General features: G+C 70.9%; 22 protein-coding genes. 11 read left to right on the top strand and 11 right to left on the bottom strand.

The features are described from left to right. The first annotated feature begins 145 nt into the window (after window positions 1-145). Genes ACFVYF_RS16010 through ACFVYF_RS15995 form a run of 4 tightly spaced genes read left to right on the top strand, consistent with a single transcriptional unit; the run spans window position 146 to window position 3640 of the window. Window positions 146-679 (top strand): MauE/DoxX family redox-associated membrane protein, encoded by a 534-nt coding sequence (locus tag ACFVYF_RS16010; protein ID WP_389455805.1) that lies wholly within the window; start codon window positions 146-148, stop codon window positions 677-679. 5 nt (window positions 680-684) lie between these two features. Continuing rightward, window positions 685-1239, top strand: coding sequence for a hypothetical protein (locus ACFVYF_RS16005; protein WP_389455804.1), 555 nt, complete (start codon window positions 685-687; stop codon window positions 1237-1239). After that, on the top strand, window positions 1236-3095 hold the full coding sequence (locus ACFVYF_RS16000) for an ABC transporter ATP-binding protein (RefSeq protein ID WP_389455803.1): 1860 nt from the start codon (window positions 1236-1238) through the stop codon (window positions 3093-3095). The genes ACFVYF_RS16005 and ACFVYF_RS16000 overlap by 4 nt, the downstream gene beginning before the upstream one ends. Next, entirely contained in the window at window positions 3092-3640 is a 549-nt protein-coding gene (locus ACFVYF_RS15995) for a S26 family signal peptidase (protein WP_389455802.1), read from the top strand. The genes ACFVYF_RS16000 and ACFVYF_RS15995 overlap by 4 nt, the downstream gene beginning before the upstream one ends. Window positions 3641-4130: 490 nt before the next feature. Here ACFVYF_RS15995 and ACFVYF_RS15990 read toward each other — a convergent pair whose 3' ends face one another. Beyond that, window positions 4131-4835, bottom strand: a complete 705-nt coding sequence (locus tag ACFVYF_RS15990; RefSeq protein WP_389455801.1) for a TerB family tellurite resistance protein — start codon at window positions 4833-4835, stop codon at window positions 4131-4133. A 183-nt stretch (window positions 4836-5018) separates the two neighbouring features. Next, on the bottom strand, window positions 5019-6740 hold the full coding sequence (gene leuA / locus ACFVYF_RS15985) for a 2-isopropylmalate synthase (RefSeq protein WP_389455800.1): 1722 nt from the start codon (window positions 6738-6740) through the stop codon (window positions 5019-5021). A gap of 322 nt (window positions 6741-7062) precedes the next feature. Between leuA and ACFVYF_RS15980 the strand changes: the two genes are divergently transcribed. From ACFVYF_RS15980 to ACFVYF_RS15965, 4 genes are all read left to right on the top strand, one after another. Further along, the gene (locus ACFVYF_RS15980; RefSeq protein ID WP_389455799.1) at window positions 7063-8133 is read left to right on the top strand and encodes a M4 family metallopeptidase; all 1071 of its coding nucleotides are present in this window, start codon (window positions 7063-7065) and stop codon (window positions 8131-8133) included. A gap of 32 nt (window positions 8134-8165) precedes the next feature. Then, entirely contained in the window at window positions 8166-8432 is a 267-nt protein-coding gene (locus tag ACFVYF_RS15975; protein ID WP_389455798.1) for a protealysin inhibitor emfourin, read from the top strand. Window positions 8433-8506: 74 nt separating this feature from the next. Further along, window positions 8507-9823 carry a GH1 family beta-glucosidase gene (locus ACFVYF_RS15970; protein WP_389455797.1) on the top strand — a complete coding sequence of 439 codons (1317 nt, stop codon included), beginning with the start codon at window positions 8507-8509 and terminating at the stop codon, window positions 9821-9823. Between the two features lie 131 nt (window positions 9824-9954). Further along, entirely contained in the window at window positions 9955-10764 is an 810-nt protein-coding gene (locus tag ACFVYF_RS15965; RefSeq protein ID WP_389455796.1) for a GNAT family N-acetyltransferase, read from the top strand. Between the two features lie 84 nt (window positions 10765-10848). Here the strand turns inward: ACFVYF_RS15965 and era are convergent, their stop codons facing one another. Further along, complete coding sequence (gene era, locus ACFVYF_RS15960) at window positions 10849-11817, bottom strand: GTPase Era (RefSeq protein WP_389455795.1); 969 nt, start codon at window positions 11815-11817, stop codon at window positions 10849-10851. 178 nt (window positions 11818-11995) lie between these two features. Between era and ACFVYF_RS15955 the strand changes: the two genes are divergently transcribed. Next, window positions 11996-13300, top strand: coding sequence for an ammonium transporter (locus ACFVYF_RS15955; protein ID WP_389455818.1), 1305 nt, complete (start codon window positions 11996-11998; stop codon window positions 13298-13300). Continuing rightward, window positions 13297-13635 (top strand): P-II family nitrogen regulator, encoded by a 339-nt coding sequence (locus ACFVYF_RS15950; RefSeq protein ID WP_389455794.1) that lies wholly within the window; start codon window positions 13297-13299, stop codon window positions 13633-13635. The genes ACFVYF_RS15955 and ACFVYF_RS15950 overlap by 4 nt, the downstream gene beginning before the upstream one ends. A gap of 100 nt (window positions 13636-13735) precedes the next feature. Here the strand turns inward: ACFVYF_RS15950 and ACFVYF_RS15945 are convergent, their stop codons facing one another. From ACFVYF_RS15945 to ACFVYF_RS15935, 3 genes are all read right to left on the bottom strand, one after another. Further along, window positions 13736-14212: a hypothetical protein gene (locus ACFVYF_RS15945; RefSeq protein ID WP_389455793.1), complete on the bottom strand. Its 477-nt coding sequence runs from the start codon at window positions 14210-14212 to the stop codon at window positions 13736-13738. Window positions 14213-14622: 410 nt separating this feature from the next. Next, complete coding sequence (locus ACFVYF_RS15940; protein ID WP_389455792.1) at window positions 14623-14976, bottom strand: cytidine deaminase; 354 nt, start codon at window positions 14974-14976, stop codon at window positions 14623-14625. Between the two features lie 133 nt (window positions 14977-15109). Next, window positions 15110-16030 (bottom strand): helix-turn-helix transcriptional regulator, encoded by a 921-nt coding sequence (locus ACFVYF_RS15935; protein ID WP_389455791.1) that lies wholly within the window; start codon window positions 16028-16030, stop codon window positions 15110-15112. Between the two features lie 47 nt (window positions 16031-16077). Here ACFVYF_RS15935 and ACFVYF_RS15930 point away from each other — a divergent pair, with 47 nt between their 5' ends. Then, window positions 16078-17520, top strand: coding sequence for an MFS transporter (locus tag ACFVYF_RS15930; RefSeq protein WP_389455790.1), 1443 nt, complete (start codon window positions 16078-16080; stop codon window positions 17518-17520). A gap of 53 nt (window positions 17521-17573) precedes the next feature. On the opposite strand, the gene ACFVYF_RS15925 is transcribed toward ACFVYF_RS15930, so the two are convergent. From ACFVYF_RS15925 to ACFVYF_RS15905, 5 genes are all read right to left on the bottom strand, one after another. Next, window positions 17574-17933: an MmcQ/YjbR family DNA-binding protein gene (locus ACFVYF_RS15925; protein WP_389455789.1), complete on the bottom strand. Its 360-nt coding sequence runs from the start codon at window positions 17931-17933 to the stop codon at window positions 17574-17576. Then, window positions 17930-19237 (bottom strand): hemolysin family protein, encoded by a 1308-nt coding sequence (locus tag ACFVYF_RS15920; protein WP_389455788.1) that lies wholly within the window; start codon window positions 19235-19237, stop codon window positions 17930-17932. Before ACFVYF_RS15920 ends, ACFVYF_RS15925 begins: the two co-directional genes overlap by 4 nt. Before the next feature lie 19 nt (window positions 19238-19256). After that, window positions 19257-19754: an rRNA maturation RNase YbeY gene (ybeY, locus tag ACFVYF_RS15915; RefSeq protein WP_389455787.1), complete on the bottom strand. Its 498-nt coding sequence runs from the start codon at window positions 19752-19754 to the stop codon at window positions 19257-19259. 12 nt (window positions 19755-19766) lie between these two features. Continuing rightward, window positions 19767-20834, bottom strand: a complete 1068-nt coding sequence (locus tag ACFVYF_RS15910; protein WP_389455786.1) for a PhoH family protein — start codon at window positions 20832-20834, stop codon at window positions 19767-19769. A gap of 237 nt (window positions 20835-21071) precedes the next feature. Beyond that, window positions 21072-22181: a carbohydrate kinase family protein gene (locus ACFVYF_RS15905; RefSeq protein WP_389455785.1), complete on the bottom strand. Its 1110-nt coding sequence runs from the start codon at window positions 22179-22181 to the stop codon at window positions 21072-21074. Window positions 22182-22190 lie beyond the last annotated feature (9 nt).

Below are 22190 nucleotides of genomic sequence, written 5' to 3'. Positions count from 1 at the left end.
ACTACTTTGCGTCCGCTCGCGGGCTCACGTAATACCCCACTGGGGCCCAGTGGTCGCCGTGTTGCAAATTGTTATGTCATTCCTCGGTGGGTGCGCCCGCTTTGTTTGGGGGGGCGCGACGCCGTCATCCAGAGGTGAACCCTCCATGGCCCATGTTCTCATCTCCTGCCGCGCCTTCATCACCCTTGTGTTCGTGCTCTCCGTGGCGGGCAAGCTCAAAGGCCGGCACACGTTTCACCAATTCACCGACTCGGTACGGGCGTTGGCGCCCCGTCTTCCCGCCGGGCCCACAGCGGTGGCGGTGATCGTCACGGAGGCGGTGACCGTCGTCCTGCTGGCGCTGCCGATGACGTCCCTCGCCGGATTCGTCCTCGCCACCGGACTGCTGGGCGCCTTCTCCGTGGCGATCGTTGCGACCGTGCGGCGCGGTGAGCAGGTCGCCTGCCGCTGCTTCGGCGCGGCCTCCTCGGCCCCCGTGGGCCCCGCGCATCTGGTGAGGAACGCGTTCCTGCTGGCCGGTTCGCTGACCGGCGTGCTCTCAGCGCAGGCGGCGGGCGGGGACGCCGGCGGAGTCGCGGGCGTGACCACTTCGCTCGTGTTCGGCGCCGCGGCCGCCGGCGTGACGCTGCTCACCGACGACATCTCCCGGCTGTTGCGGCCGCTCAGGCAAGAAGGGTAAGAACCATGCCGTACGTCATCGCACTGACCGCCTTGTTCGGGGCACTCTGCGTGTTGAACATCGCGCTCACCGTGGGGGTCCTGCGGCGACTGCGCGAGATCGAGGAGCGGACCAGGTACAGCGGGCTGGATCTGAACCCGGGCACCCCCGACGTGATGCTGGCGGTGGGCGAGCAGGTGGGCACGTTCACCACCGTCACCACCGAGGGCGAGCACCTGTCCGATGACTTTCTGACGGACGGGCACACGGTGGTCGGCATCTTCGCGCACGGCTGCGGCAAGTGCGACGAGCGGCTGCCGGAGTTCGTCTCGTTCGTGCAGTCGCGCGGAACCTCCCGCGAGCGGGCACTCGCCCTGCTGGTGGGGACGCCCGAGCAGGTCGAGGCGAAGCGTGTGCTCGCCGAGCCCGTGGCCACCGTGGTGATCGAGGAACTGGACGGTCCGGTGTCCGTGGCCCTGGCCGCACGGGTGTACCCGGCGCTCGCGGTGATCGGCCCGGACAAGGTGGTCAGGGCGGCGGGTTCACTGATCGGGAACGTGTCGTCCTTGGTGGACGCGTGACGACGACGCAGGGAGTCCTCAAGGCCCTGAGGCTGACCTGGCGTGCCTCGCGCTGGGGGACGTGCGTCCTCGCGCTGCTCACCCTCGCGAGCGCCGTGACCCCCGTGGCTGCCGCCTGGCTGACCAAGTCGCTTCTCGACGTCCTCACCCATTCAGGCGGCGCGCAACGCGGCCATGTCGTCGCCCTGGCGGTGGGTCTCGCCGCCGCGGGACTGTTCACCGGCTGCCTGCCCCAGGTGCTCATGTACGCCAACAAGGAGTTCGAGCGCGCCGTGGGCCTGCTGGCACAGCAGCAGCTCTACGAGGCGACCGGCCGGCTCGTGGGACTGGCCCGGTTCGAGGACCCGGCGTTCGTGGACCGCCTGCGGCTCGCGCAGCAGCACGGCGGCGCCACTCCCGGCGTGCTGGTGGCCACGGTGCTGTCCGTGGTGCGCGCGGTGGCCATGGCCGGCGGATTCCTGGGCTCACTGGTGCTGCTCGCCTGGTGGCTGCCGGCGGTCGTCGTCGTGTCCGTCATACCGGTGCTGGCGTCGGAGATGTGGCTCGCGAAGCGCAGGGTGAGTGCCTACTGGCAGATCGGCCCGACGGAACGACGTGAGATCTTCTACCGGGAATTGCTGACGAACCTTCAGGCGGCCAAGGAGATAAGGCTGTTCGACACAGGCGAGCAGCTCTCCGCGCGGATGACACGCGAGAAGCTGAAGGCCAACTCCGTCAGGGCGAGGCTCGACCGGCAGGAGCTGGCGGCTCAGACACTGGCAGGTCTCATCACCGCGAGCAGCGCGGGTGCGGCTGTCATCTGGGCGGTGCTCGCGGCACTGAACGGGCGGATCTCCCTGGGGGACGTATCGCTGATGATCGCGTCCGTGGCCGGAGTCCAGTCCGCGGGATCCGGGCTCATGCGGGACATCGCCAAGTCCCATCAGCAACTGCTCATGTTCCGGCACTACTTGTCCATCGTCGACGGTGAGACGGATCTTCCGGTGCCGCAGAAGCCGTCGCCGGTCCCCGTGCTGTCCTCGGGCATCGAGTTCCGGGATGTGTGGTTCCGCTACTCCCCCGAACATCCGTGGGTGCTGCGGGGCGTCAGTTTCCGTGTCGGCCACGGCCGTTCCCTCGGACTGGTCGGACGCAACGGCGCGGGCAAGAGCACGATCGTGAAGCTGCTCTGCCGCATGTACGACCCCGAGCGGGGCGCTGTCCTGTGGGACGGCGTGGACCTGCGGGACATGAACCCGGCGGAGCTGCGACGCCGGATCGGCGCGGTGTTCCAGGACTACATGACGTACGACCTCAGCGCCTACGAGAACATCGCGCTGGGCGATCTGCCGAACGCCTCGCTCGAGCGGGTGACGGAGGCGGCGCAGCGCTCGGGCGCGGACGCCTTCGTCCGGGAACTGCCGCGCGGGTACGACACCTTGCTCTCCCGGATCTTCTTCCAGGGCGACGAGGAGGACGGTGACAGCGACCGGGGCGTGACGCTGTCGGGCGGGCAGTGGCAGCGGCTGGCCATCGCGCGGGCGTATCTGCGCGGACGCCAGGACCTGCTGATCCTGGACGAACCCAGCTCCGGCCTGGACGCCGAGACCGAGGCCAGGATCCATCGCCAGTTGCGTGAGTACCGCGGAAGCCGCACGAGCGTGCTGATCTCGCACCGGCTGGGATCGGTACGGGAGGCGGACGAGCTGCTGGTCGTCGACGGCGGCGAGGTGGCCGAGCGGGGGACGCACGACGAGCTGATCGCGTACGGAGGGCTGTACGCGGGGATGTTCGCGGCGCAGGCCGAGGGCTACCGGTCCGAAACTGCCGGCCCGTTGGCGAACGTTCCGGGACAGCCCGTGGAGGCGGGAAGGTGATCTGGCTCCTCGCTGCCGTGGCGCTGGCCGTGGTGTTCCTTGCCGCCGCTCGGACGACACTGGCCTGGGTCCGCCGGACCGTCGTTCTGGTGCTGGTGCACGGCCGGAGCATGAGTCCGGCCTATCTGCCGGGCGACTGGGTGGTGGGCCGGCGCGTGGCGGCGACGCGGCTGCGCCGCGGCGATGTGGTGATCGTGGACATGCCGCCGACCGGTCAGGCACCCGAGGGTCACACGATGGTGGGCCGGCTGACGATCAAACGGATCGCGGCCCTGCCCGGCGATGCCCTGCCCGCGGACGTGCCGGGCGGGGAGCCGGGTGCACCGGTGCCCGCCGGTCACGTGGTCGTCCTGGGCGACAACCAGCCCGTGAGCACGGATTCCCGGCATCACGGCCCGGTTCCGTCGGCATGGGTCGTCGGCAGGGCGGTGCGCAAGGCGAACCTGCCCGGGATGAGGACGGTCCACCCCCAGGACGCGCCTCCCGCGCACCACTCCGGCGCCGGAAGCGAGTCTGCCGCGCCACCGGCCCGACCGCCGGGGTGACCAGCCCGGCGAGGCTCATGTCGCGCCACTACGGCTGCTGTTGACGCCGTCCGCACCGCGGCCCCGACTCGCGCCCCCGACGAATGGGGCCCGAGTGGCCCGGCGAGGCTCATGTCGCGCCGCCACGGCTGCTGTTGACGCCGCCCGCACCGCGGCCCCGACTCGCGCGCCGACGCATCGGGCCCGAGCGGCCCGGCGACGGTGCGGCGCCGGGAGCCGGTCCAACCGCGGACCCGAGGTCGCGTACAACCGCGGACGCCAAGGTCACGTACAACCGCGGACGCCCGGGTCGCGTCCAACCGCGGACGCCGAGGTCGCGTCCAGCCGTGGGCGCCCGGGTCCGGATCCGAGTTCGGGGCTACTGCGGAGGGTGACGGGGATCCGGACTGCTCCCCCGGAGTACGCGGACCGGGCAGCGCGTGCCGGGGTGCGGATCCGTACCCGACGGCGTGCGCGCGGCAGCAGCGCACACCCCGTGCGACGCGCCGGTTCAGGAAGGCGTCCGCGCCGCCGCCAGCAGCCGCGTCACATCGTCCGTGCAGATCGTCAGCGCCGCGCCCACCGTGGCGAGCACGTCCCGCTCGGCGGGTGTGTAGGGCCCGTCGGCCAGGGCGATCCGCGCGCCCTGCAGGAGGATCGCCTCGCGGCCCGTCGGGGCGAGGTGCGGTGCCAGCGGGTCCAGCGCCTCATGGAGCTCTATGGCGAGACCGGCGCCGCACGGCTCCCCGAAGATGCGGCCGGTGTCGGCGGCGAGGGCCTCGACGAGGGCGTCCAGCTGTTCCTCCGTGCAGTCGTCGAAGCCCGCGGCGCGGACGGCCGCGGCGGCCGTCTCCAGCGCGGCACGGGCGCAGGTGCCGCCCGCGGCGAGCACCGCGAGCGCGACCGTGTGCACGGCGTCGCGCAGCATCGCCGAGAAGCGGGTCGTGGTCGGGTGGTCGAGAACGTCGGCGCCGAAGTGGCGGCGGCAGGCGGCGCATTCGACGACGGGCCCGGTGTCGCCGCGCGACAGGACCGGGACGCCGAGCACCGTGAAGCGGCGCCGGCCGGTCAGGCGCTGGTAGTTGCGGTCGCCCCCGCAGCCGGGGCAGAAGAACTCGCCGTCGCCGACGGTGGTCCACGCGGTGCGGATGCCTAGAACACGGGACACACGACCAACACGGACATTACGGTCGTTCCGTCCCCATTCTGGCAGCACGTCGCACCTCCGTAACCCCACGGCAACATCGCCGCGTTGGCGTGATGTTAGCCACATTGTCGACGCGGAGTCAGTACCCAGGGCGAGACCTCACGGAGCCTTCACCGGTGATTGGCCGGTAAACGACGTGGCCCCGTCCGCCTCAAAAGGCGGACGGGGCCACAAAAGCGCCGGTCAGGCTGGTCAGCGAGCCGCGCGGTTGACCGCGGAGACCACGGCCTTCAGCGAGGCACGTGTCGTATTCGCGTCGATACCGATTCCCCACAGAACCTGGCCGTCGATCGCGCACTCGATGTACGAGGCGGCCTGCGCGGACGCGCCCTCGCTCATCGTGTGCTCCTGGTAGTCCAGCAGCCGTACGTCGATGCCGATGGACTGCAGGGCGTCGAAGAACGCGGAGATCGGGCCGTTGCCGGTACCGGTCAGGACCGTGTCCTGGCCGTCCACCGACGCCTCGACGGTCAGCGAGTCGATGCCGTCGCGGTCCGTCGTCGTCTGCCCGGTCTTGACCTGGACCCGGCCCCAGGCGTTGCCGGGGTTGGGCAGGTACTCGTCCTGGAAGATCGCCCAGATGTCCTTCGGGGTGACCTCGCCGCCCTCGGCGTCCGTCTTCGCCTGGATGATCTTCGAGAACTCGATCTGCATCCGGCGCGGCAGGTCCAGCTTGTGGTCGTTCTTCAGGACGTAGGCGATACCGCCCTTGCCGGACTGCGAGTTGACGCGGATGACGGCCTCGTACGAGCGGCCGACGTCCTTCGGGTCGATCGGCAGGTACGGGACGGCCCACTCGATGTCGTCGACCGTGACACCGCCGGCGGCCGCGTCGGCCTCCATCGCGTCGAAGCCCTTCTTGATGGCGTCCTGGTGGGAGCCGGAGAAGGAGGTGTAGACCAGGTCGCCCACGTACGGGTGGCGCGGGTGGACCTCCATCTGGTTGCAGTACTCGGCGGTGCGGCGGATCTCGTCGATCTGGGAGAAGTCGATCTGCGGGTCCACGCCCTGGCTGAACAGGTTCATGCCCAGGGTGACCAGGTCGACGTTGCCGGTGCGCTCGCCCTGCCCGAACAGACAGCCCTCGATGCGGTCGGCGCCGGCCATCAGCGCCAGCTCGGCGGCCGCCACCGCCGTACCGCGGTCGTTGTGCGGGTGGACGGACAGGCAGACGTACTCGCGGCGGGACAGGTTGCGGCTCATCCACTCGAATCGGTCCGCGTGCGTGGACGGGGTCGAACGCTCCACCGTGGCAGGCAGGTTGAGGATGATCTCGCGGTCCGGGCCGGGCTGCCAGACGTCCATGACCGCCTCGCAGACCTCCAGGGCGAAGTCGATCTCGGTGTCCGTGAAGATCTCCGGGCTGTACTGGTAGCCGAAGGCGGTCCGCTCGTCCAGCAGCTTCTCGGCGTACTCCATGACCAGCCGGGTGCCGTCGACGGCGATCTGCTTGATCTGGTCCTTGGAGCCGCGGAAGACGACCCGGCGGAAGACGGGGGCCGTGGCGTTGTACAGGTGGACCGTGGCGCGCTTGGCACCGACCAGGGACTCCACCGTGCGCTCGATCAGGTCCTCGCGGGCCTGGGTCAGTACGGAGATGGTGACGTCGTCGGGGATCGCCGTCTCGTCCTCGATGATCGAGCGGACGAAATCGAAGTCGGTCTGGCCGGAGGCGGGGAACCCGACCTCGATCTCCTTGTAGCCCAGCTTCACCAGCAGGTCGAACATCTCGCGCTTGCGGGCGGGCGACATGGGGTCGATCAGCGCTTGGTTGCCGTCCCGCAGGTCGGTGGAGAGCCAGCGGGGAGCGGCGGTGATCCGCTGGTCCGGCCACGTGCGGTCGGGGATGTCGACCTGGTCGTACGGGCGGTACCGGTGGATCGGCAGGGAGGTGGGCTGCTGGCGGTTCGGCATGATGCGAGGGCTCCTCGAAGGTGTCCGAAAGGACGGCCGACGGCGCAACGCCAGACTCCGCGGGGAGGGGGTCGGCCTACGACTACAGGCCCTCGCCGCGGCAGCTAAGGAGAAGCAGCCCGAAACGCATGATGCTCCGCAGCCTAGCGGAGCCGCGCCGGATGCGCGGGACCCGTATCAGTATGCGGGACCGCCGGCACAATCCGGATAAAAAGTGCGCCATACCACTTTCGGGCGGAGCGCGACGTTCCTTATCGCCGCATTTCACCAATCATGGTTGCAGGTAGTGACAGGCATATGACTCAGTGCAAGGGTGCCGGGCATGACCACCAACGGGGGCTTCGAGCCCGTCTTCTGCACCATCGTCCCGCCCCACGTCCTCGACACACTCGCCCGGCACGAGGACCCCGCGCTCGCCGGTCCCGCGCGCCGCACCCTGGAGCGCGACGCCCTGGAGCGCACCCACCGCCGGCTGACCACGGTGCTCGGCGCGCCCGCCGTCGCCGCGCCCCGGGACGCGGCCGAGGACAAGCCGCACCGCACCCTGTACGACGCCCGCCACCATCAGGAGCTGCCGGGCAAGAAGGTCCGCGGCGAGGGCGACAAGCCCGGCAAGGACGCCACGGTCAACCGCGCCTACGCCGGCCTCGGTGCCACCTTCGAGCTCTATCTGAAGGCGTACGCCCGCAACTCGATCAACGGCGAGGGCCTGCCGCTGAACGCCACCGTGCACTTCGACCGGGACTACAACAACGCCTTCTGGAACGGCGAGCAGATGGTGTTCGGCGACGGTGACGGCGAGATCTTCCTCGACTTCACCATCCCGGTCGACGTCATCGGACACGAACTGACCCACGGCGTCACGCAGTACACCGCGAACCTCACGTACTTCGGCCAGCCGGGCGCCCTCAACGAGTCGATGTCCGACGTCTTCGGCTCGCTCATCAAGCAGTACACGCTCGGCCAGACCGCGGCCGAGGCCGACTGGCTGATCGGCGCGGGCCTGCTCGCCCCGCGCGTCACCGGCACGGCACTGCGCTCCATGAAGGAGCCGGGCACCGCGTACGACGACGACGTGCTCGGCAAGGACCCGCAGCCGGCGACCATGGACGACTTCGTCCGCACCGGCCGCGACAACGGCGGCGTGCACATCAACTCGGGCATCCCCAACCACGCCTTCTACCTGGCCGCCACCGCCCTCGGCGGTCATGCCTGGGAGCGGGCGGGCCAGATCTGGTACGACGTGCTGACCGGCGGCGAACTGGGCCAGCAGGCCCTGTTCACGGACTTCGCCAGGCTCACGATCGCCGCGGCACGCACCCGCTTCAACGACGGCGAGGAACTGCAGGCCGTCCTGAAGGCATGGGAACAGGTCGGAGTCCCCACCTCCTAGCCGCCGGCCCCGACTCGCACTAGACAGGACCCATGCGTATTCAGGTACGGCGCACGGGTGGATTCGCGGGCATCGAACGTCACGGCGAGGTGAACACCTCGGGACGCCCCGATGCCCACGAGTGGCACGCCCTGGCCGAGCAGGCGCTCGCCGCCGGCCGGGGCGCCGCCCCCATCGGCGTCCCGGACGGCTTCAGCTACGAGATCACGGTGGACGGGAAGACGGTGTACGCGGCCGACCCGAGACTGACGGAGGAGCAACGGAGCCTGATTTCACGGGTGTTGAAGGAGGGGGCGTAAAGGGCGACGGTGCCCGGCGACCCCGTATCGGCCAGTCCGCACCGCCCCGTTGACTTCCGTTACTGCGGGTAAGGATGATCGCGCGCATGGCGACGAACCCTCTCCCGCAGTTCCCGCCCGGCTTCCTCTGGGGCGTGTCCACCTCGGCCCACCAGATCGAGGGGGCCGCCGACCTGCGCGGCCCCTCGGTCTGGGACGCCTTCACCGCCGAACCCGGTCGGATCAAGGACGGCTCGACGGCGGCGGTGGCCTGCGACCACTACCACCGCTATCGGGAGGACGTGGCGCTCCTGGCCGGCCTCGGCGTGGACGCGTACCGCTTCTCCGTCTCCTGGCCCCGGGTGAACTCCCCCGGCGGCCTGGACTTCTACGACCGCCTCGTCGACGAGCTGTGCACGGCGGGCGTACAGCCCGTGCCGACCCTCTTCCACTGGGACCTGCCGGCGGACCTGGACTGGCTGAACCGCGATACGGCGGAGCGCTTCGCCGAGTACGCCGCGGTCGTCGCCGAGCGCCTCGGCGACCGCGTGCGGAAGTGGATCACGCTCAACGAGCCCGCGGAACACACCCTGTTGGGTCACGCCCTCGGTGCGCACGCACCGGGCAAGCAGCTGCTGTTCGACGCGCTGCCGGTGGCCCACCACCAGCTGCTGGCGCACGGCCTCGGCGTACGGGCGCTGCGCGCGGCCGGCGTCAGGGACCTCGGGATCGCCAACTCGCACGGCCCGACCTGGACGGCGTCGGAGCGGCCCGAGGACGTGGCGGCCGCCGACTTCTACGACCTCCTCCTCAACCGCCTGTTCGCGGACCCGCTGCTGCTGGGCCGCTACCCGGACGGCATCGCCGAACTCCTGCCGGGTGACGTCGAGTCGGACCTGAAGGTCATCGCGGAACCGCTGGACTGGTACGGGATCAACTACTACCAGCCGACGAAGGTCGGCGCCCCCGAAGGCGCGGAGATCGAGTTCTCCGGTCTCACGCTCCCGGCCGAACTCCCCTTCTCCGTGAGGGAACTGACGGGCTATCCGGTCACCAACTTCGGCTGGCCCGTCGTACCGGAGGCGCTGACGGAGCTGCTCACCGGCTTCCGCGACCGCTACGGCGACCGGCTCCCGCCGGTGGTCATCACCGAGAACGGCTGCTCCTACGAAGGCCTGGACGACCAGGAGCGGATCGCGTTCCTCGACGGCCATGTCCGGGCGCTGCACCGGGCGTGGGAGGCCGGCGTCGACGTACGCGGCTACTTCGTGTGGTCGCTGCTGGACAACTTCGAGTGGGCGGAGGGGTACGCCCGGCGCTTCGGGCTGGTCCACGTCGACTACGACACGCTGGAACGGACACCGAAGGCGTCGTACGCCTGGCTGCGGGAGGCCCTGCGGGCCCGGGGATGACGACGGAACCGGCACCACCCCCGGCGCCGGCCCTCGCCGAGCCGAAGGGGGGTGGCCCGAGCCGACGGCGCAACGGCCACCGGGGCTCAATTCGGGTGCCGTGAACGGGTCGTTCGTCTTGGATGGCCTCCATGACCACTGCGCGCACCTCTCTCGACCGGCTCGAGCGCTACTACGACGCGGTACCGCGCGCCTCGGCCCGGGCCGAGGACTTCGGCCCGCTCACCCTCTTCGTCCGCGAGACGCCCGGCTGGCCGTACTACGCGCGGCCCACGCCGGGCCGGCCGGGCCCGGCGGCCACCGCCGAGGACGTCGACCGGGTCAGGGCCCGGCAGCGGGTGCTCGGGGTGCCCGAGGCGTTCGAGTGGGTGGCGGAGGTGACGCCCGGGCTGCGGGGAGCCGTCGAGGCGTCGGGACTGCGGGTGCACGAGCATCCACTGATGGTCCGGGACGAGGACGCGCCGCTGCCCGGCCCGCATCCCCTCGTCCGCCTGCTCGGCCCCGACGACCCTTTGCTGGCAAGCGCGTTGGCGGTGCCGCATCTGGCCTTCGCGGCACCCGGCACCGCGCTGGGCGAGGCCGGCCCCGCCGAACTGACCGCCGAGACCGCCGCCCGCGCCGCCGATGTGCCCGCCGCCGCCGACCGCATCCGGGCGGGCCGCACGGTGCTGGCCGCGGCGGTCGAGGACGGCGGCGCGCTGTGCTCCGGGATGCATCTGCCCGTCGGCGACGTGACCGAGATCGCGGGCGTCGGCACACTGCCGTCCGCCCGTCGCCGCGGTCTGGGCCTCGCCGTCACGGCCGCCCTGGTGGCCGACGCGACCGCTCGCGGTGTCCGGACGGTGTTCCTGTCCGCCGGGGACGACGACGTGGCCCGCATCTACGCCCGCCTCGGGTTCCGGCGGGTCGCCACGGCGCTCATCGCGGAGCCCCCGGAGTAGTTCCGGAGCGGCTTCGGTTCCTGCGGGTGGTGGGCCTGCGGGACATGACACCGAGTCAGGCCCGAGGCCCCCAGGACCTGGACCTCAGAAGCCCAGCTTGCGCAGCTGGCGGGGGTCGCGCTGCCAGTCCTTGGCGACCTTCACATGGAGGTCGAGGAAGACCGGCGTACCCAGCAGCGCCTCGATCTGCTTACGGGACTTGATGCCGACCTCCTTCAGCCGCTTGCCCTTGGGCCCGATGATGATGCCCTTCTGGCTGGGCCGCTCGATGTAGACGAAGGCGTGGATGTCGAGCAGGGGCTTGTCGGCGGGCCGGTCCTCGCGCGGCAGCATCTCCTCGACGACGACGGCGATGGAGTGCGGCAGTTCGTCCCGCACTCCCTCCAGGGCCGCCTCACGGATCAGCTCGGCCACCATCACCTGCTCGGGCTCGTCCGTGAGGTCGCCCTCGGGGTAGAGCGCGGGCCCCTCCGGCAGCAGCGGGACGATCAGGTCGGCCAGCAGGTCCACCTGCTCGTCGCCGACCGCGGACACCGGCACGATCTCGGCCCACTCGAAGCCGAGCTCCGTACCGAGCTGGTCGATCGCGATGAGCTGCTCGGCGAGCGTCCTGCCGTCCACGAGGTCGGTCTTCGTGACGATCGCGATCTTCGGCGTCTTCTTGATCGACGCCAGCTCCTTCGCGATGAAGCGGTCGCCGGGGCCCAGCTTCTCGTTGGCGGGCAGGCAGAAGCCGATGACGTCGACCTCGGCCCAGGTGGTGCGGACGATGTCGTTGAGCCGCTCGCCGAGCAGGGTGCGCGGCTTGTGCAGTCCAGGCGTGTCCACCAGGATCAGCTGGGCGTCGGGGCGGTGCACGATGCCCCGGACCGTGTGCCGCGTGGTCTGCGGCTGGTTCGCGGTGATCGCCACCTTCTGGCCGACCAGAGCATTCGTGAGGGTGGACTTGCCCGCGTTGGGGCGGCCCACGAAGCAGGCGAAGCCGGCGCGGTGGGGTGCCCCCGAAGATTCCGGCGGCTCGGAGGACTGGGTACGAACGCTCATGGCGCCCATTGTCCCTGATCGTCGGAGGCCCGGTGCACGCCGTGCGCCCCGAAGCGCCGCGGTGAGCTTCCGGAAACGCCCCCGCAACACGAAACACGCCGGAAACGCGGGTGTGCGCCGCCCGAAACGCGGGCCGGTGACCCTCTGACGGACGCCCCCGCACCGAGGAGATCCGTCCGTGGAGACCGTGACCCTGGCCGCCGCTCGCATCGACACCGGCGACACCGCCTGGCTGCTCGCCGCCACCGCGCTCGTCCTGCTGATGACCCCGGGCCTGGCCCTCTTCTACGGCGGCATGGTCCGCACGAAGAGCGTCCTCAACATGCTGATGATGAGCTTCGTGTCGATCGCCCTGGTCACGGTCGTCTGGCTGGCCGCCGGCTACTCCCTCGCGTTCGGCGACGACGCCTTCGGCGGACTCGTCGGCGACCTGCGGCACGCCGGGATGGCGGGCCTCGGCCCGGACAGCGTCCAGGGCACCGTGCCCACCCTGCTCTTCGCGACCTTCCAGCTGACCTTCGCGATCATCACGGCCGCGCTGGTCAGCGGCGCGATCGCGGACCGCGCGAAGTTCGGGGCATGGCTGGTCTTCGTGCCGCTCTGGGCGCTGCTCGTATACGTTCCCGTCGCCCACTGGGTGTGGGGTCCCGGCGGCTGGATCCTGGACAGGCTGGGCGCACTGGACTTCGCCGGCGGTCTGCCGGTCGAGATCACCTCGGGTGCCTCAGGACTCGCCCTGTGCCTGGTCCTCGGCCCGCGGCTCGGCTTCAAGAAGGACGCCATGCGCCCGCACAACCTGCCGATGGTGATGCTGGGCGCCGGCCTGCTGTGGTTCGGCTGGTTCGGGTTCAACGCCGGCTCGGCCCTCGGCGCCAACGGCCTCGCCGCCGCCGCCTTCCTCAACACCCTCACCGCCGGCTGCACCGGCCTGCTCGGCTGGCTCTTCGTGGAGCAGCGGCGCGGCCACCCCACCACCCTGGGCGCGGCGTCCGGCGCGGTCGCGGGCCTCGTCGCCATCACCCCGTCCTGCGGCTCGGTGTCACTGATCGGCGCGCTGGTCGTCGGTCTCGCCGCCGGTGTCGTCTGCTCGTACGCCGTGGGCTGGAAGTTCAAGCTGAACTACGACGACTCGCTGGACGTCGTCGGTGTCCATCTGGTCGGCGGCATCATCGGCACGCTGCTCATCGGCGTCTTCGCGACGGAGGCGATGACGGGCGGGGCCGAGGGCGTCCTGTACGGCGGCGGACTCGCCCAGCTCGGCAAGCAGCTGGTCGCCGTCGTGGCCGTGGGGGCGTACGCCTTCGTCGTCACGTACGGCCTCGGGAAGCTGCTCGACCGGCTCATGGGCTTCCGGGCGGATGAGGAGCAGGAGCAGACGGGTCTGGACCTTACGGTGCACGCCGAGAGCGCCTACGATCACGGGGTCCTGGGCCATGGCGCCCCGGTCTCCTCGTCCCTCCCCACCGCGCAGAAGGTCAAGACCCAGGCATGAAGCTCATCACCGCCATCGTCAAGCCGTACCGCCTCGACGAGGTCAAGACCGCCCTCCAGGAACTCGGCGTGCACGGGCTGACCGTCACCGAGGCCAGCGGGTACGGCCGTCAGCGCGGCCACACCGAGGTGTACCGCGGCGCCGAGTACCGGGTCGACCTCGTCCCGAAGGTCCGCATCGAGGTCGTCGTCGGGGACACCGACGCGGACGCCGTGATCGACGCGGTCGTCAGGGCCGCGTACACAGGGAAGATCGGCGACGGGAAGGTCTGGGCAGTACCGGTGGAGACGGTCGTGCGGGTGCGGACGGGCGAGCGCGGGCCCGACGCGCTCTGACATCACCGCGGGGAACCGGACCTCACCGTCCGGCCGCACCGCAGGAACCGGTGCCGCGCACGCGCGACACCGGCCCTGGGCTGCGGGCTTGCCCCGAGCTCTACTCGAACACGAAGGGGCCCGGGGACTGCGGCCCGCCCGCGGTACAGGTGATGGTGATCCCGAAGACCACCATCTTCAGGTCGCCGCCGAACGCCTCCAGGCTGTCCCCGGCGGCGACGGTGCCGTCCAGCGGCCCTACGGTGACCCCGCCGCCCGCGGGGATCGCGGGGTTCTTCTGGCCAGTGAAGACCGAGGTCCCGCCGCCGGCCTTCATCAGCGTCAGGGTGGAGGCGATGGAGTCCTGGCCCACCGAGAGCGGGGCGGTGATCTCGGTCGAGGTCAGGGTGATGGTGGCCGCGGTGCCGGTCTGGGTGGCCGTGAGCGTGGCCGCTCCGGAGCCGCCGATGCTGCAGGTCGCGTTGATGGTCGCCGACTGCGGGGTGACGGCCGCGGCGGTCGGCGCGAACGCCAGGCCGGTTACGGCCAGGGTGCCGGCAGCTAACGCCGCGCCGATGCCCAAGCGGGTGCGAGTCATTGGATTACCTTCCCTTGTACGGGAATTGCCATGTGGGGGGGGGACAGCCGCCGGCCGTCGGCCGGGCATACGGGACCGGCACCGGGACGCCGGTGCGGGCGGGGGGAGTTGTGTGCGCGGCCGTGCCACGCGTGGGTGCGGCACGCTGTGCGGCGACGATCTGACGGTCCGTCGGAATTACCGGTTCCATTGATGCGCGAGCGGCCTGGGATTGCAAGAGATAGCCACGGGGTCCCCGAAAGTGGCCGAAGTTGGCCGTGCGGAACAGCCGTGTTTCGCCCTCTCCGGCTGAGTTTCAGCCCGTCCGGCGATTGAGGACGAGCGCGTCAGCGCGACACGGGGGTCTGGGGGCGAAGCCCCCAGGTACGGGACGGGCAGGGGCGGCGGGGGCGAAAACCCCGTAGGGCCCCTCAGCCCGCGGTCAAGGTGGCGCGCAAGGTCCCGTCGGGCCCCGCGACGAGCACCGGCGTGGCGGGCCCCCCAAGATCCCGAACCGCCGCAAGATCAGCCGCAGCCGCGGTCCCCGACTCGGAAACCACCGCCGCCGCCTCCAGGGACGTCGCCCCGGACGCCACCGCCATGGCCACCGCGGTCTGCAGCGCACTCAGCTTCAGCGAGTCGAGAGCAACGGTCCCGGCCGCATACGTACGTCCGGTCTCATCCCGTACCGCCGCCCCCTCGGGCACACCGTTACGGGCCCGCACGGAACGGGCCAGGGTGACGATCTTGCGGTCCTCGGGGTCGAGCGCGCTGCTGTCGGTCATGCCCCGAGCATACGAAGAACCCGCCGGGCTCCGCGCAGCGGTCCACGGCCACCAGTGATCCACAGCGGTCAGCGGTCCACGGCCACCAGTGATCCACGCCGACCAGCGGTCCACGGCGGTCAGCGGTCCGCCACTATCCGGCCACCGGGTACATCGACCCCCGCCGCCCCTCGGGCGAGGCCAGCCACTCCAGCTTGGCGGCGGTGTTGGCCTCCGGCAGCGGCGTGTGCAGCACGATGGTGAGATCCGGCCGCGCCGGCACCTTCATCGCGGTGGACTCCAGGCTCAGCAGACCGACCAGCGGATGGTCGAGCTCCTTGCGGATCTGGCCCGCGTGCTCGATGTCCCGGCGGTCCCACAGCGCCCCGAACTCGGCGCTGACCTCGTGGAGTTGGGCCAACAGCGCCTGGAAGCCCTCATCCTCGGGGGCGGCCGCGCAGGAGGCACGGAACTGCGCGACGACCGTGCGGGCGTTCACCTCCCAGGTCCGGGACCGGCCCCGGTAGAGCGGGTCGGTGAAGAAGTCGACGAGGCAGTTCTGCGAGTTCTCGGGACGCATGCCCAGGGTCATGCCGGCGGCTTCGTTGTACATCACGCAGTTGTAGTACGGGTCCATGATGTGCGCCGGAAACGGCATCCACGTGTCGATCAGCCGCCGCAGTCCGTCGCACATGTCCCGGTCCTCGGGGGCGACTTCGGGCGCGGGCGGGTTCAGCCCGGCCAGTACGTACAGATGGCGGCGCTCGGCGTTGCTGAGCCGCAGTACGCGGGCGACCGCGTCGAGCACCTGCGGCGAGACGGAGATGTCCCGCCCCTGCTCCAGCCACTGGTACCAGGACGCGCCGACGCCCGCGAGGACGGCGACCTCCTCGCGGCGCAGGCCGGGTGTGCGGCGCCGGGCACCGCCGCCGGGGAGTCCCGCCTCGGCCGGGGAGACCCGGGCCCGCCGGCTCATCAGGAACTCGCGCAGCTCGCGCAGCCGATGGGCCTTGAGCGCGTCCTCGGCCACGGTACGAATCCCCCTCCGGGTGACTGGTGGTGCCACCACCAGCATAAGTTCCCGCTCCCCACGGTTATTCCGGCCGCTGGATGCTCTTGCCCATGGCGACCGACACGACCCTCACCCCCTCCGCTCCCCCACCGACGACCCCGGCCGGGAGCCGGCTCTCGACACGCGACAAGCTGGTCCTCTTCGTGCTGTGCGCGGCCCAGTTCATGGTGGCACTCGACTTCTCCGTACTGAATGTGGCGCTGCCCGTGCTCGGCGAGGACCTGGGCATGAGCCAGGCCGGACTCCAGTGGGCCGTCACGGCGTTCGCGCTGCCCTCCGGCGGCTTCCTGCTGCTCTTCGGCCGGATGGGCGATCTGTACGGCCGCCGCCGGCTGTTCCTGACCGGCCTCGCCGTCTTCGGCGCGGCCTCGCTGCTGGCGACCTTCGCCTGGGACCCTGGGTCGTTCCTGGCCGGGCGGGCCCTGCAGGGCCTGGGCGCGGCGGCCATCGTGCCGACGGGCATGTCCCTGCTGACCACGACCTTCGCGGAGGGCCCCGCCCGCGACCGCGCCCTCGGCATCTCCGGGACGCTCCTGTCGCTCGGCTTCACCGTCGGCATGGTGGCCGGTGGAGTCCTGACGGACCTGCTGACCTGGCGCTCCACGATGGGTCTGCTCTCGCTCTTCGCCCTGATCGTGCTGCCGCTGGCCCCGGGCCTGCTGCCCGGCTCCGGCCCCCGCGACGCCGGGGCCACGGACGGCTCCCCCGAACCGGACCGACCGCGGCTGGACGTACCGGGTGCGGTCACCGTCACCGGCGGTCTGCTCTCGCTGATCTACGCCCTGTCGACGGCGGCCGAGCGCGGCTTCGGCGGCGCGGACGTCGTCGCGACGCTGATCGCCGGCGTCCTGCTGCTCGCCGCCTTCGTGTACGTCGAGTCGCGCACCGCGTCTCCGCTGGTCAGCCTGCCCATGCTGGGCCGGCGCACGGTGGCGTGGGGCAATCTGGGCGGCCTGGTCACCTTCTCGATGATGTCGACGGTGGTCTTCGTCCTGACCCTGTACCTCCAGGAGACCCTGGGGCTCTCCGCCTTCCGGGCGGGTCTCGTCTTCGGCGTCCAGGGCGTCATGTCGGCCGTCGCCGGTGTGTACGCCCCGAAGGTCATCGGCCGCTTCGGCGCCCGCCGCACGCTGGTCGGCTCGCTCGCCGGTCAGGGTCTGTTCATCGGCGCGCTGCTCGGCGTCGGTGAGGGCGGCGGCTCGGTGTGGCTCGCCACCGCGGCCGTCTCACTGGCCAGCATGTGCCATCTCGGCGCGATCATCTCGTACGGCCTGACCGTCACCTCGGGCGTCCCCGACGCCGAACAGGGCCTGGCCACGGGCCTGGTGACCTCGACCCAGCAGGTCGGCCTCACCATCGGCATCCCACTGCTGGGCGTCCTCGCCACCACGTCCACCGACCTGCTCTCCGGCGTCCACACGGTCCTGCTCCTCGACGCGGCGATCGTCCTGGCGGCGTCGATCCTGGTCGCCTTCGGCCTGAGGCGGGGCTGATTCCCAGCCCGTTCTTCTCGGCCCGTACTACGGCCCGTTCCCCTCGGCCCGTACTACGGCCGGTCCAGCCGAAGCCGCTCCGCCCGAGGAAGCCCCGCGACCACCAGGTCGTACGAGTCCTCGACCAGCTCCCGGACGAGACGCCCGGGCAGCGAACCGTCCACCGTCACCGTGTTCCAGTGCCGCTTGTTCATGTGCCACCCGGGCACGATCAGCCCGGGGTACTCCTCGCGCAGCCGCACCGCGTCCTCCGGATCACACTTCAGATTCACCGTCAGCGGCCGCCCGCCCAGATGACTCAGCGCGAACACCTTGCCGAGCACCTTGAACACCGAGGTGTCCGGATTGAAGGGAAAGTCCTCGACAGCCGCGTTGAAGGACAGACAGCAGGCACGCAGTTGGTCGGGTGTCACTCCGGCTTCGCCTCCTCGCCCTCCTCCTGGGCCGGCCCCGTCGGCTCCACCAGGACCGTCACGATCTTGTTGCGGCGCCCCGCGGCGGCCTCCGCGGTCAGCCGCAGCTCCCGGCCGTCGGGGAGCTGCACGGCCGAGGAGGCACCGGCGATCGGCACCCGGCCGAGCGCCTTCGCCAGGAGCCCGCCGACCGTCTCCACGTCCTCGTCGTCGTACGCCTCGAAGCCGTACAGCTCGCCGAGGTCGCCGATGTCCAGCCGGGCCGTCACCCGGAAGCGGTCATCGCCGAGGTCCTCGATCGGCGGCAGCTCACGGTCGTACTCGTCGGTGATCTCGCCGACGATCTCCTCCAGGATGTCCTCGATGGTGACGATCCCGGCCGTGCCGCCGTACTCGTCGATGACGACGGCGACGTGGTTGCGCTCCTGCTGCATCTCGCGCAGCAGATCCCCCGCGTTCTTCGTGTCGGGGACGAAGGTGGCGGGCCGCATCGCCGTCGACACCAGCTCGCTCTCGGCGTCCCGGCTGATGTGCGTCTTGCGGGCCAGGTCCTTCAGATACACGATGCCGACGATGTCGTCCTCGCTCTCCCCGGTGACGGGGATGCGGGAGAAGCCGGAGCGCAGGGCGAGCGTCAGCGCCTGGCGGATGGTCTTGTAGCGCTCGATGACGACGAGGTCGGTCCGCGGCACCATCACCTCGCGCACCAGGGTGTCGCCCAGTTCGAAGACGGAGTGCACCATACGGCGCTCGTCGTCCTCGATGAGGGACTCCTTCTCCGCGAGGTCGACCAGCGCGCGCAGCTCGGCCTCGGAGGCGAACGGGCCGCGGCGGAAGCCCTTGCCGGGGGTGAGCGCGTTGCCGATGAGGATCAGCAGGGGCGGGATCGGGCCCATGACGCGCGCCAGCGGGAGCAGCACGTACGCGGCCGCCGTCGCCGTGTTCAGCGGGTGCTGGCGGCCGATGGTGCGCGGGGAGACACCGACGGCGACGTACGACACGAGGATCATCACGCCGATGGCGACCGCGAGGGCCTGCCAGGTCCTGTCGAACTCGTTCAGGCAGGCGTAGGTGACGAGCGCGGCGGCGGCCATCTCGCAGCTGACGCGCACCAGGAGGGCCACGTTGAGATAGCGGGTCGGGTCGGCGGCGACCTGCGCGAGCTTGGCGCTGCCGCGCCGTCCGCCGCGTACGGCCTCCTCCGCCCGGAAGCTGGAGACGCGGGCGAGGCCCGCCTCCGCGCAGGCGGCGAGCCAGGCGACCACGACCAGCGCGATGGCACCGATGACGAGCTGGGGACTCATAGGTACTCGGCTCCGACTGCTAGGCGACGGTCGGGGCAGGTGAGGGGCCGGTCAGCCCCTGCTCCGCGCGCCAGCCGTCCACGATGGCCGCCTGCAGACCGAACATCTCGGCCTTCTCGTCGGGCACCTCGTGGTCGTAACCGAGCAGGTGCAGCACTCCGTGGACGGTGAGCAGTTGGAGCTCCTCGTCCATGGAGTGCTGCGTCGGGGCGTCCTTGCCCTGCTGCTCGGCGACCTCCGGGCAGAGCACGATGTCGCCGAGCAGGCCCTGCGGCGGCTCGTCGTCGTCCTTCATCGGCGGACGCAGCTCGTCCATCGGGAAGGACATGACGTCCGTCGGACCGGGCAGGTCCATCCACTGGATGTGCAGCTGCTCCATGGCGTCGGTGTCCACGACGATCACCGAGAGCTCGGAGAGCGGGTGGATGCGCATCCGCGCGAGCGCGTAGCGGGCGATGTCGAGGATCGCCTGCTCGTCGACCTCGGTTCCGGATTCGTTGTTGACGTCGATCGACATGGGCGTGCTGGTCTACTTCCCTCGGTTGCCGGCTTTGCCGCGGCCCTTGTGGGAGCCGTTCTCGGTGCCGTTCTCGCTGTCGTACTTCTCGTACGCGTCGACGATACGGCCGACCAGCTTGTGCCGAACGACATCCTGGGACGTGAGCCGCGAGAAGTGGACGTCGTCGAGGCCCTCCAGGATGTCCTGGACCTGGCGCAGACCGGACTTCGTACCGCTGGGGAGGTCGACCTGCGTCACATCACCCGTGATCACGATCTTCGAGTCGAAACCGAGCCGGGTGAGGAACATCTTCATCTGCTCGGCGCTCGTGTTCTGAGCCTCGTCCAGGATGATGAAGGCGTCATTGAGGGTTCGGCCCCTCATATATGCCAGCGGCGCGACCTCGATCGTGCCCGAGGCCATCAGCTTCGGGATGGAGTCGGGGTCGAGCATGTCGTGCAGCGCGTCGTACAGCGGGCGCAGATACGGGTCGATCTTCTCGTAGAGCGTGCCGGGCAGGAAGCCGAGGCGCTCGCCGGCCTCCACGGCCGGGCGGGTGAGGATGATGCGGTTGACCTGCTTGGACTGCAGGGCCTGCACGGCCTTGGCCATGGCGAGGTAGGTCTTGCCGGTGCCGGCGGGTCCGATGCCGAAGACGATCGTGTGCTTGTCGATCGCGTCGACGTACCGCTTCTGGTTGAGCGTCTTGGGGCGGATCGTGCGGCCGCGCGAGGACAGGATGTTCTGTGTGAGCACCTCGGCCGGGGTCTCCTGGCCGTCACCCTCCCCGTTCCCGCTCGCCCGGAGCATGGCGATCGAGCGTTCCACTGCGTCCTCCGTCATGGGCTGTCCCGTGCGGAGCACGAGCATCATCTCGTCGAACAGACGCTGGACGAGAGCGACTTCACCGGCGTCGCCGACCGCGTTGATCTCATTGCCCCGGACGTGGATGTCGGCCGCCGGGAAGGCCTTCTCGATCACGCGCAGGAGCGCGTCCCCAGAACCCAGCACGGTCACCATGGGGTGCGCGGCCGGAACGGTGAACTGCGCTCTTGCCTGCCCCTGCGCGGGGCTGTGCACTGTGGGTGTGTCAGTCATGGGCCGGCTCTGTAGGCCTTGCTCGTCCTCCTAGAACGGGGGCGCCGGCGCGGGGCCGGCTTGGCACTGCCAAGGGTACGTCGCGGCACTGACATCGCCGTAGGGCTTTTCGTACGCCCCTGCGACCACTCCCGCACCGGGGTCTCCCGCATCGGGAGACCGGCACTCGGCCGGCACTCGGGGAACGAACCCCCGGCGGGTCTCACGCCGAGCGGGGGAACGAGCCCCCGGCAGGTCTCACGCCGAGCGGCCGAAGCCGATCGTGGGAACCGCCCGCCGCAGGGGCCACGGCCGGCTCTCCTCGGGGATCAGGCCCTCCAGGAACGCGTACCGGGCCAGTGCCGCCGGATCCTGGTCCTCGACCGACTGCACACGGCGCCACCAGGCGGAGATCTCGGACCAGCCGGGGGCCGACAGGGAGCCGCCGAACTCCTGGACGGAGAGCGCGGCGGTCAGCCCCGCGAAGGCGAGCCGGTCGGCGAGCGGCCAGTCGGCCAGCGTGCCCATCACGAAGCCGGCGACGAACACGTCGCCCGCGCCGGTGGGGTCCATGGCCTCGACGGCGATCGCCGGGACCTCGGCGCTCTCCCCGGTCCGCCCGTCGACGGCGTACGCGCCCTCGGCGCCGAGGGTGACGACGGCCAGCGGTACGTGATCGGTCAGTGCGTGGGCGGCCGCCTTGGGGCAGTCGGCGCCGGTGTAGCGCATGGCTTCCTCGGCGTTCGGCAGGAACGCCTCGCAGTACTCCAGATCGGCGAGCCCGGCCAGGTCCCAGCGGCCGGTGTCGTCCCAGCCGACGTCGGCGAAGATCCGGGTGCCCGCCCGGGCCGCCTCGGCGATCCACGGCGCGCGCGTGCCGGGTGTCAGCGAGGCGACGGCGGCACGCGCGCGGGGAGCGTGTTCCGGTGCCGGTTCCTCCGGCGGCGGTTCGTGGCCGTGGCTGACCATCGTCCGCTCGCCCTCGTACGCCATCGACACGGTGACCGGCGAGTGCCAGTCGGGCACGGTGCGCGACGGCGAGAGGTCGATGCCCTCGCCGCGGGCGAGCGCGTCCCAGCAGTACTCCCCGTAGTGGTCGTCCCCGAAGGCCGCCGCGAGGGAGGTCCGCAGTCCGAGCCGGGCCAGTGCGGTCGCCATGTTCGCCACCCCGCCGGGGCTGGAACCCATTCCTCGGGCCCAGGACTCGGTCCCGCGCACCGGGGCGGAGTCGAGCCCGGTGAAGATGATGTCGAGGAAGACGGTCCCCGTGAGGTAGACGTCCCAGGGCGGGTCCCCGGGGGTGCGCAGCCCGTCGAGCGGGTCGACCCGGGCGGGGCAGTACGGTCCCTCTCCGTCGGACGCGATCACGGTGGGCTC

This window comes from Streptomyces sp. NPDC058274 (genome assembly GCF_042881375.1).
Lineage (GTDB): Bacteria > Actinomycetota > Actinomycetes > Streptomycetales > Streptomycetaceae > Streptomyces.
Note: the sequence above shows the minus strand (reverse complement) of the source record. Positions and strands in the feature narration are given on the sequence as shown.

What these genes read in the sequence shown, in the direction of transcription:
- ACFVYF_RS16010 (WP_389455805.1), top strand. Translation starts at nt 146, where the DNA reads ATGGCCCATGTTCTCATCTCCTGCCGCGCCTTCATCACCCTTGTGTTC.
- ACFVYF_RS16005 (WP_389455804.1), top strand. Translation starts at nt 685, where the DNA reads ATGCCGTACGTCATCGCACTGACCGCCTTGTTCGGGGCACTCTGCGTG.
- leuA (WP_389455800.1), bottom strand. Translation starts at nt 6,740, where the DNA reads ATGCCGAACCGCCAGCAGCCCACCTCCCTGCCGATCCACCGGTACCGC.
- ACFVYF_RS15980 (WP_389455799.1), top strand. Translation starts at nt 7,063, where the DNA reads ATGACCACCAACGGGGGCTTCGAGCCCGTCTTCTGCACCATCGTCCCG.
- ACFVYF_RS15975 (WP_389455798.1), top strand. Translation starts at nt 8,166, where the DNA reads ATGCGTATTCAGGTACGGCGCACGGGTGGATTCGCGGGCATCGAACGT.
- ACFVYF_RS15970 (WP_389455797.1), top strand. Translation starts at nt 8,507, where the DNA reads ATGATCGCGCGCATGGCGACGAACCCTCTCCCGCAGTTCCCGCCCGGC.
- ACFVYF_RS15965 (WP_389455796.1), top strand. Translation starts at nt 9,955, where the DNA reads ATGACCACTGCGCGCACCTCTCTCGACCGGCTCGAGCGCTACTACGAC.
- era (WP_389455795.1), bottom strand. Translation starts at nt 11,817, where the DNA reads ATGGGCGCCATGAGCGTTCGTACCCAGTCCTCCGAGCCGCCGGAATCT.
- ACFVYF_RS15950 (WP_389455794.1), top strand. Translation starts at nt 13,297, where the DNA reads ATGAAGCTCATCACCGCCATCGTCAAGCCGTACCGCCTCGACGAGGTC.
- ACFVYF_RS15945 (WP_389455793.1), bottom strand. Translation starts at nt 14,212, where the DNA reads ATGACTCGCACCCGCTTGGGCATCGGCGCGGCGTTAGCTGCCGGCACC.
- ACFVYF_RS15940 (WP_389455792.1), bottom strand. Translation starts at nt 14,976, where the DNA reads ATGACCGACAGCAGCGCGCTCGACCCCGAGGACCGCAAGATCGTCACC.
- ACFVYF_RS15935 (WP_389455791.1), bottom strand. Translation starts at nt 16,030, where the DNA reads ATGCTGGTGGTGGCACCACCAGTCACCCGGAGGGGGATTCGTACCGTG.
- ACFVYF_RS15930 (WP_389455790.1), top strand. Translation starts at nt 16,078, where the DNA reads ATGGCGACCGACACGACCCTCACCCCCTCCGCTCCCCCACCGACGACC.
- ACFVYF_RS15920 (WP_389455788.1), bottom strand. Translation starts at nt 19,237, where the DNA reads ATGAGTCCCCAGCTCGTCATCGGTGCCATCGCGCTGGTCGTGGTCGCC.
- ybeY (WP_389455787.1), bottom strand. Translation starts at nt 19,754, where the DNA reads ATGTCGATCGACGTCAACAACGAATCCGGAACCGAGGTCGACGAGCAG.
- ACFVYF_RS15910 (WP_389455786.1), bottom strand. Translation starts at nt 20,834, where the DNA reads ATGACTGACACACCCACAGTGCACAGCCCCGCGCAGGGGCAGGCAAGA.